The 9,727-nt window shown below is 49.0% G+C and carries 6 protein-coding genes; 3 read left to right on the top strand and 3 right to left on the bottom strand.

From position 1 onward, the window contains the following. The first annotated feature begins 202 nt into the window (after positions 1-202). From A4E54_RS05915 to A4E54_RS05905, 3 genes are all read left to right on the top strand, one after another. Entirely contained in the window at positions 203-4,876 is a 4,674-nt protein-coding gene (locus tag A4E54_RS05915; protein ID WP_286724997.1) for an HAD-IC family P-type ATPase, read from the top strand. A 260-nt stretch (positions 4,877-5,136) separates the two neighbouring features. Further along, on the top strand, positions 5,137-5,895 hold the full coding sequence (locus tag A4E54_RS05910; RefSeq protein ID WP_240084992.1) for a hypothetical protein: 759 nt from the start codon (positions 5,137-5,139) through the stop codon (positions 5,893-5,895). Between the two features lie 30 nt (positions 5,896-5,925). Further along, positions 5,926-6,159, top strand: coding sequence for a hypothetical protein (locus A4E54_RS05905; RefSeq protein ID WP_240084991.1), 234 nt, complete (start codon positions 5,926-5,928; stop codon positions 6,157-6,159). Positions 6,160-6,265: 106 nt separating this feature from the next. On the opposite strand, the gene A4E54_RS05900 is transcribed toward A4E54_RS05905, so the two are convergent. From A4E54_RS05900 to A4E54_RS05890, 3 genes are all read right to left on the bottom strand, one after another. Next, entirely contained in the window at positions 6,266-6,502 is a 237-nt protein-coding gene (locus tag A4E54_RS05900; RefSeq protein ID WP_240084990.1) for a hypothetical protein, read from the bottom strand. A 55-nt stretch (positions 6,503-6,557) separates the two neighbouring features. Beyond that, on the bottom strand, positions 6,558-7,868 hold the full coding sequence (locus A4E54_RS05895; protein ID WP_286724994.1) for a PhoH family protein: 1,311 nt from the start codon (positions 7,866-7,868) through the stop codon (positions 6,558-6,560). Positions 7,869-8,091: 223 nt separating this feature from the next. Further along, positions 8,092-9,708: a methyl-accepting chemotaxis protein gene (locus A4E54_RS05890; RefSeq protein WP_286724992.1), complete on the bottom strand. Its 1,617-nt coding sequence runs from the start codon at positions 9,706-9,708 to the stop codon at positions 8,092-8,094. Positions 9,709-9,727 lie beyond the last annotated feature (19 nt).

Raw genomic sequence — 9,727 nt, 5'->3', positions numbered from 1 at the left:
AATGTGATTGCTCTTAAGTCAACAGCAACATCCTGAATTTTATCTTTTCTATTAACCGTTTTGATATACATATTTAACGATTTTTACAAAAAAATACTTAATCGCCTTTTCCATAATTAAACGTAAACTGTTCTAACATAAAACAAAAGAAACGGGAGAAAATAGCGGTTAATATCCGATTGAGGGGGTGAATAATGAGCATTTGAGCAAAAATAATTATGGGCAGGCTGCTGGGACGGAGATAGTTCACCGTTTGCCCGGCCGGATAAGGATATCGGTGCCGGGGCTAAAGGGCAACTGGTTGATGGCCTCGGGCATTCACCGGAGAATAACCGAAATGGCCGGCGTCCGCCGGGCGCAGGCAAACCCGCTGACAGGCCGGGTATTGGTAGTTTTTAACGAAACGCAGGTAAAACCAAACAAATTGATTAAAACCATTAATGATATTAATAATTGCCCAGAGTATGGGTTCCAGCTGCCTCCAAAGAACAACGGGGCATCCGCTTTAGCTTGGCAGAAGCTCCGGGAGCCGGAAGATTTGCCTATCAGCGAGCAACTGCTTAATGTGGCCATGGGGGGAGGAATACTGGCCTATTTAGGTTTAAAGCGCGTCTTGTTCGGCCGCACCCCTCTGGCCGAAAGCTCCGGTATTTTCAACCTGGCGGCAATCACTGCCATCGTTTCCGGTTATCCGGTTTTGTACAGCGGGTTGCAAAGCCTGGCTAGAGGCAGGATCAATCACGATTTATTGATGAGCGCAATAGCCTTGAGCACCATTTTTTTGCGAGAAAGCATTCCCGGACTGCTGGTAATCTGGCTGACCAACCTGACCGCCCTTGGACAGTCCCTGGTGCTTCGGAGCTATCGCAACGCGTTGCCGGAACTGCCGGAAACAAAAGGAGAACCGGGGCAGAAACAAGAGAGAGCAAAAATTCCCCGGTGGCGCGAGGCCGGACAAGAGTATGGCCGCAGGGCAGTGCTGCCGGTATTCGGGCTGGCTTCATTATCTGGATTAGCCGGCGGCGCCGGCGGCTTCCAAAGAGGGTTAGCCATGCTGCTGGCGGCCAATCCGTCTCCCGCCGGCCTTGCCGCCCCTACCGCGGCTACCGCGGCGATGGCCGGAGCGGGGAAAAAAGGGATTCTTTACCGGGACGAGCATACACTTGAGCTTCTTTCAGTTGTAGACACAGTTGTTTTCACCAGCGTAGAGACGCTGTCTGAAGCATCATACCAGGTGGCGGACATTCTACCGGCACCCGGAATTACCAAGAAAGAATTGCTTGACTTGGCAGCAGAGGCTTCATGCCAAATGGATAACTACCATTGCCTGGTCTTAAGGAAAGCGCTGGCAGCCCGGGTATACCGCTTAGAATCAACAAATAACGGCTCGGGGGAAATAAAACCGGTGCTGGCGGGTAACGAAGATATTCTAACCGCAGGCGGCGTCGAGACCAAATGGTTTTTTTTCAAAGCCCGCCGTTTGCGGCATCTCGGTCAGCTTCCGGTATTTATCGCCACGCAAGGCCGGTTAGCCGGCTTAATCGGGATCAAGCGGTATCGGGCGGCTGATCCGCGTGAACTGGTTAATGGCTTGCGTGCCCTGGGAATCAATAACATAGGCTTAACCGTGGAAAAGGATAGCCGCGTATTGCGGCAGTCCGCCCATGAAATCGGAATATACCAGGTCTGGCCGGGCTTAACAACCCAAGACAAAGTAGGGCTTATCGGCAGTTTGAAGCGCCAGGGTAAAAAGATCGCTTTATTGATGGGAGATACAGACGACTCTCCGCTGTTGCAAGTCGCTGACGTCAGTATTTGCCTGGCTTCCAGTCTAAAATGCAACACGGTTGATGTGGTTATTTCCAGACCCGCCTTATTACCGGAAGTATTCCGCACGGCAAAGACCGGTGAACTGCGGGTCAAACAAAATTTAACTTTAGTCCTGGCAGCCAACTTTACCGGTTTGGCTTTGGGGGCGACAGGCCGGCTGCCGCCGATGGCCGCCTCTGTATATAACAATTTGATTTCTATATTTGTAGGGGCGAATTCTTTGCGACTATTGTCAGGCAGCCTCCACCGCTCAAGAAACCGCTGCCGTTCGCTGCCGGCGGCGCGGCAGGAAATAGCCGCGGCTTTGGCTCTCAGCGATAATCACCTTGAAACCTTCCGGCAGGAACCACGGTCACAATTTAACTTTAGCGATTTGCACAAACTGTCGGTGGATGAAGCCCTACAAAAACTGAAAACAGACCTTGAAAACGGCCTGAATAGACCTCAGGTGCTGCAGAGAATGAATTTATTCGGCCCCAATAAATTGGCCGAGGCAGAGCCGCGGGGTTTTTTCTCCAGGATGTCGGACCAGCTTAAGGACTTTCTGGTAAAAGCTTTGATGGCCTCGGCAGTGGTCTGCATAGCAATGGGCGAATTCAATGACGCCCTGGCCATAGTGACCATCTTAATCTTGAACGCAATGCTGGGCGCCCTGCAGGAGCAAAAAGCCGAGGGTGCTTTACAAGCCCTGGATAAAATGACGGCCCCTGCCGCTAAAGTAAGAAGGGCTGGAAAAGAGCGGCGTTTACCGGCGGCCGGCTTGGTGCCGGGCGATATTGTACTGCTGGAGCAGGGGGACGCAGTACCGGCCGATTTACGCCTGATAGAAGTGCACGGGCTGGAAGTCGAGGAGTCGGCCCTGACCGGCGAACCATATCCCATCCCTAAAAAAGCCGATCTGATCACAGATTGTACAGTTTTATTGGATTGTGACAATCTGGCGTTCATGGGGACGAATGTCACCCGAGGGCGAGCGGTGGGATTGGTGTCGGCCACCGGCATGTCCACTGAAATAGGCAAAATTGCCGGTTTGCTCAACGAGCATAAGCGGGAGCCGACACCGCTGCAAAACCACATGACCGCAGTTGGCGGCGTAATATTAAAGTACTCCCTGGCGGCCAGCGGGTTGGTGGCGCTGACCGGTGTACTGCGAGGCGGCTCTTTGTTCCAGATGTTTTTAGCTGGGGTCAGCCTGGCAGTTGCCGCCATACCGGAAGGTTTACCGGCTGTGGTTACCATTGCCATGGCATCCGGCGTCAAACGGATGGCTAAAGAAAACGCCGTGGTCAGGCATCTGCCGGCCGTGGAAACACTAGGCAGCGCCACTTTAATCTGTACCGACAAAACGGGTACATTAACCCAAAACCGTCAAAAGGTGCAGTCGGTCTATACCAGTGGCGGCTGGTGGCAAACCCAACCGGGTGAACGGCTGCTAAAGCCGGACCAAGCGGGGAACAACGACCCGCGAGATTTGGTGAATTTGCTGGCTGCCGGAGTACTGTGCAACGATGCCAGCCTGCATAGGCCGCAAAACAAACTGTCCGGGAGAACTAAATCACAGTGGCGGGCAGAAGGCGATCCTACTGAAGGCGCCCTGCTGCTGGCAGCTTTGCACAGCGGTCTGAATTACAAGGAAATTCAGGAAAGGTGGCGGCGGATTCGAGAACTTCCTTTTGACGCCGAACGGTCAAGAATGACGGTAGTTTGCCGGGGAAAAAGTCCGGAGTACGCGGCATTTGTGAAAGGCGCCCCGGAAGTAGTCCTTGGTCTTTGCACGCAAATGCAGCGACAGGGCAAAATTGTCCCTCTGGACGGCGCTTCGCGCCGGGCGGTGCTGGAAGCTAGCGAGCAGATGGCCGGCGATGCCATGCGGGTACTGGCAATTGCCTACCGCCCGCTGGCTGATCCGGAATTGCCTGACCCGGAACAAGCTCTTATCCTGCTTGGCCTGGCCGGTATGGTTGACCCGCCGCGGCCGGAGGCTGGCAATGCCATTGCCACCTGTCACCGCGCCGGGATCAAGGTTGTGATGATCACCGGGGATCACCCCCATACCGCCTTAACCATAGCCCAAAAGCTGGACATTGCCGAAAGCGGCAGGGTGCTTACCGGACGCGATATTGAAAGTCTCAATGACACTGAATTGGCTGCGGCGGTGCGGGAGGTGAGAGTTTTCGCCCGGGTGCTGCCGGCGCACAAGTTACGCCTGGTCAAAGCTTTCCGCCAGCAGGGTGAAATCGTAGCCATGGTCGGGGACGGCATCAACGACGCTCCCGCTGTAAAAGAAGGAGACATCGGTGTGGCCATGGGCCGGACCGGAACCGATGTAACCAAACAAGCCGCTGATATTGTGCTGCTTGACGACAACTTTGCCACGCTGGTCTCCGCGGTAGAGCAGGGCAGGGGAATATACAGCAATATCAGGCGGTCGGTGCGCTACTTATTATCCACCAATGCCGGCGAAGTGCTTTTGATGTTCCTGTCAGTTCTTCTTGGTCTGCCGATGCCCTTGCTGCCCATCCAGTTGCTCTTTCTGAATTTATTGGGAGACGGCCTGCCTGCTTTGGCCTTGGGAGTTGAGCCGCCGGGCAAAGAATTGATGGTCCGGGCGCCCAGGCCAACCAGCCAAGGTTTTTTTGATGATGGTCTGAACGCCCAAATAGTCAGCCGGGGCGTATCCCTTGGCCTGGTGGGGCTAGGAACCTACCACTGGGCTTTAAAGCATGGCGACCTGAGCCGGGCCAGGACAATCGCCCTGGCAACCATTACATCGGGACAACTGTTGGCGGCCCTGGAATACGGTGAACGAAAAGAAGGCAAATCCAACCATTTCCTGGCGGGCTCGGTCGCTCTCTCGTCAGCCTTGCTGGCCGGAGCAATCTACCTGCCGTTTGGCAGGAGGATCTTTAAAACAAGTCCGCTGGGTCTGATGGACGCGGCCGTTGTATTGGGCACATCCGGGCTGACTTCCATTATGGACCGGGCCGTTGCCGATTTATGGCATGGCAATAAACCAGGCGAAAAACCAAAAAACACCGGTAAATAAAGAAAAATTGGAGAGCTGCCCGGCTTAACGGCAGCTCTCTCAATTATATATCTCCTGTATGTCTCCATACACATTCGCAGCCCGCCCCGCTGGGTGCTGATGTAAATGTCCGCAAAGGACTTGCCGGCAGTCATTTCAATCTTAATCATTCATTCAAGGGAAGTAGTAAGAAATTTATTTAAAAACATAAAAATATTGTAATAAAATTGGTTTCTTTTTGGGCAAAATAATTCAGACTAAAAACCTTGGGAGGAATATAAATGCATCAAGAACAAGGTAAAGAAATGGCTGGCAAATATGACCCTGAGGTAATCAAGCAGCTAAAGAAAGAAATCATTGAGGATCTTGAGAACCGCCGGGAATGGCGGGAAAAACACTACCATGACGGCAACGGCCGGGGGGACTACCCGCCACCTGCATATCGCGGCCGGAAACACCAGCAGGATGAAGATGACTGGTGGACCGATAGAGATGAATATCATTACCAGCGCAATATGTCACTGGTGAGAAACCAGTTGCGGGATGAGTTAAGAGCGTTGGATAAAATGAACCAGCAACTTGGACAAGCCAGGGATCCTCAAATTCGCCAGATGCTTTATGACTTATTGCATGAAGCCCGGGAGCAGGGCATGGGAGTTCAGGACTTGCTGCAAAGCTTGGGACCAAATAACGGCGGTGTCGGCCATGTAAAACCCTTCTGGAACCGGCTCACAAATCCATTGCGGGGTATTGACCGCCGCAGTTTCGGCTGGGGAGCAGGTGCGGCGTTAATTGGGCTGTTATTTTTACCCTCAGTGTCAAAATCAGTACGTCCGTTGATATGTAAAGCAATGGAAGAAGCCATGGAAATAAATGAACGGGTACATGGTGTATTTTCTCAGGCAAAAGAGGAATTTGAAGACATTGTTGCCGAGGTGAACTTTAATAAAGTAACTTCTTCGCCAGAGAATCCGGTATCCGATACCGCTGAAGCGGAGGAAAATGAACCAAACCAAGATAATGAAGCACCCCTTGAATAATTAATAATTGGATAAAAAGGTGGGGGTCGATTGACAAGTTCAGACGAATTAATTGCACATCTTTCCAAAATACTGGCAGACTTGCGCAAAGCTATTGACGATAGTGTGGCTATTCGGAGCCGCAGCAAGACCGACGCCAAATCCGTGGCTCAAATCTGGGAAAGTTTTCTGAGAGAATTTATCGGATATATTATGAAGAAAAAGCGGGAAACCGGACAAAATTTACTCGAGGGCATCTCCTTTCGCAACATTTGGCGCAGGTAGAAAATATGCGGCAATTGCACTCTACTAGAATGCGATCGCCGCAGCAACAAGCAAACGGATGGAGAATTGCTATGCTGTCCGGTTGTTTGATTCACCATGGTTTTACTCACCATAAATTGGTGCCGCAAGGTTCATTCGGTAAATTTTGGTATGAAAGCTCCCAACCATACGCCCGGACATCATTTTCCAGCACAGGACAATGTTCTAATTCGCAGCGAACACAACGGCTTGTGATAATCCTCCCGATCCTGCCGCATACCGGACAGATCTGGATTCTTGACCTCGATACGTCTCTCTCCAGGTTCCATTCCCAGGCTGGGCAGGCGCAGTTTTTGCAAGCCATTTTCCCCTCCTTTTTTGTCCGGCCTTTCCCCCGCCGGACTGGGGTAAATTTTAATTTAAAGAAGTTCTACTCCCAAGGCAGCCAAAGAACTGCGTTCTGTTCTGTTTAAAGTGATATGCGCGTAAAGCTGCTGCCCCTTGAAGGCTTCGATTAAAGTTACAAAACCGTTGTTTGTGGCAGTCAAACGGCAGTTGTCGATCTGTTGGATGTCCCCGGTTATTACTATTTTTGTTCCCTTCCCCGCACGCGTGATGATTGTTTTAACGTTTTCCTTGGTCAAATTCTGCGCCTCGTCAATAATCACCCACTGCCCGGGAATTGAGCGGCCGCGGATATAGGCCAAAGCTTCCAGCTCAATATATCCCTCTTCCATAAACTTGCCGACTTGTTCCGCGGGTGATGATTTTCTGTCATACTTATTTACGGCAAAATTGCTGAGTAAAAATTCCAGGTTGTCAAAGATCGCGCCCATCCAGGGCGAAAGCTTCTCTTCTTTATCGCCCGGCAACGCCCCGATGTCCTGGCCGTGTGGAATGAGCGCCCGGGAAACCACCAACTTGCTGTATAAGCCCTTGTTTATGACCTGATGCAGGCCGGCAGCCAGGGCCAGCAAGGTCTTTCCCGTACCCGCCGGGCCTAAAATACTTACCAGTTGAATATCCGGATTGAGCAGCGCGTCTATTAAAAAATGCTGTTCGATGTTCTCTTCTGCCGGACCGATGCCAAAAGCCTGCTGCTCACGGCATAATGAAACAATGTTTTTATTACCGGCGTTATAACGCCCGTAGTGCGCTCCCCCCGTCTGATCAACCATCTTGACATACTGATTGGCCAACAGTGGATAATCTGTATAAAAAGAATTAAGTTGGTAAAAATTTTGAACCTCCCGGTCTGATATTTGAACTTCACACCAACCGGAATATAAATTTCCCAACTCAACACTTTCAGCTATATAATTTTCAGCCGGTATGCCTAAAATATCGGCAATCAATCTGGTATAAATATCCTGAGTGATCAACTTCAGCGGCTCTTCTTCCATGATGCCTTTGCTGACGGTAAGGATCCGGTTGTTTATCATGTTCTTTGACAAGATTTCGGGGAGCTGAACGTCAGTATGGTTTACTTCTACTTTGAAGTAGTGGCCGGTTTTGAGACGGACTCCTTGATGAAGCTTCGGCCGCAACCCGTCAAGAAATCTAATGGCGCTGCGGGCGTAAAGGCCCCGCTGGTCCTCCAGACCTTTAAAATTATCCAGTTCATGAATAACCGCGAGGGGCAAGATGATTTTACAGGGAGGGAATGATTGGATTATTTCTTCTATGGGGCGATCCAGCAGAACATTGGTATCTAAAACCCGTACTGTCAAGTTTATTACCCCCTATTCCATAATCGTATGAGACATAGTAGTGTGCCCTCGGTGGTTATTATAAAAGATGAATATTAAATCCAAACTAATTACTTATTAATTCTTGGTTATTTCCTTGTAAAATTTGTATATATCATTCATTTAAATATTCAGAATTCAGGAGTCAGAATTCAGAATATCTCAAGATGGTTAGCTATTCTTTTATTATGACTCCTGACTCCTGTTAAATGGTTTTGAACTTAAGAAGCTGACCCTGGAGACTTTGGGCCATTACGGCCAACTCCCTGGCCAGATCCGCCACTTTCCTCGCCGAAGAGTTATGGTCATCCACAATCCCATTTGATTCCGTTTCCACTGTTCCGGCAACGGAGCGCATCGTCAACACTACCTGCCCGGTACCCGCAGAGATTTGGTCCATTTTTCGGCTTATTTTCGTTATGCATTCATTAGCGTTCGTTATGGAGCTATAAATATTATTTAAATATCCCTCGGCATTACCGGTCATTGAGAGACCTTCTTTGGCCCCTTTTCTGCCCTCTTCCACCTTTTCCAACACAGCCTTGCTTTCAATTTTTATGGCATTTATCAACCCGCTTATTTCTTTAACCGATTGTCCGGCAATTCCCGCTAGTTTCCTTATTTCATCGGCCACCACGGAGAAACCATTGCCGTATTCCCCCGCTCGCGCTGCCTCTATGGATGCGTTTAAGGATAATAGATGTGTCCTTTCTGATATGTCTTTGATTATTTCCAATACTTGTCCGACTTTGTCCAGATGCCCACCCAGGAGTTCAACAGACCGCGATTGCCCTTCTATCAGGGCAAAATTCTCATTGATGTTTCTAAGGATGCTTTCCAGAGCCGAACGCCCGTTTTCCACTGCCATCCGCACTTCACAACCAGCTTCTTCTGTCTCATAAATCTCGCAGGATACTTCCTGAATAGAAGAAGCCATATCATTAACCAGCAAACCGGTCTGTTGGATTAACTCCACTTGATTGTCTGCAACAGAATTAATTTTTTTACTGTTAGCCAAGAGATCTTTTACCAGAGATTGGAAATCATTTATTAATAATGCCAGATCTTTTAGCATTCTGTTAAAACTTTTGCCTAAAACGGAATATTCCAAACCGACCCCTTCCTCATGGGCACGCACAGTCAAATCGCCTGTTCCCGCTTTTCCCGCAACCTGCAACATGGCGGCCAACGGTATGGCAATCCTTCTGGATACAAAAAAGCAAATCAAAAATGAAGTGATAATAGCAACCAGACCGATAGCCAAAGTAATATTCCTCATTTTATTGATAGGCGCCAGATAATCATCTTCAGAAATACTAGAAATGTAAATCCAGTTTTTCCCCGGTATGTTGATATAAGCAGCATTATACTTTTCCCGTTCATTTTCAAAAAATAGAGTTCCGCTTTTTTTCTTAATAATCTCCTCGATGGCAGGCTGGGGAATAAAGTCGCTTTGCTCTGTTTTCTCACCTAACTCAATTACCTTACCGCCCTCTCCATCGATCAAGCGCAATTCGGCTCCAATCTCTTTATTGCTAAAATATGATAATTCTTGAGTCATTAAATAACCTACCTTGTTTTTTAGTTCCCTGCTATCTATCGTTGAAGTAAAAAGTTCAATTTTATCCCCGACGTTTTTAACCGAAAGATTTAAATTATCTGTAATTAATCTTTCCATGTTGTTTTTTAATATGAAATATGTTGTTCCTCCTAACAATAGCACAACAAGAACAACAAGGGTTGTAAACATAATCATAATTTGAGTTTGAAACTTTAAATTAAACCACCATGTCCCAAACAACTGAAATTGTCTCCTTAACATCCTCATACCTCCTAGCATT

The organism is Pelotomaculum sp. PtaB.Bin117, assembly GCF_002067195.1.
Lineage (GTDB): Bacteria > Bacillota > Desulfotomaculia > Desulfotomaculales > Pelotomaculaceae > Pelotomaculum_D > Pelotomaculum_D terephthalicicum.
Note: the sequence above shows the minus strand (reverse complement) of the source record. Positions and strands in the feature narration are given on the sequence as shown.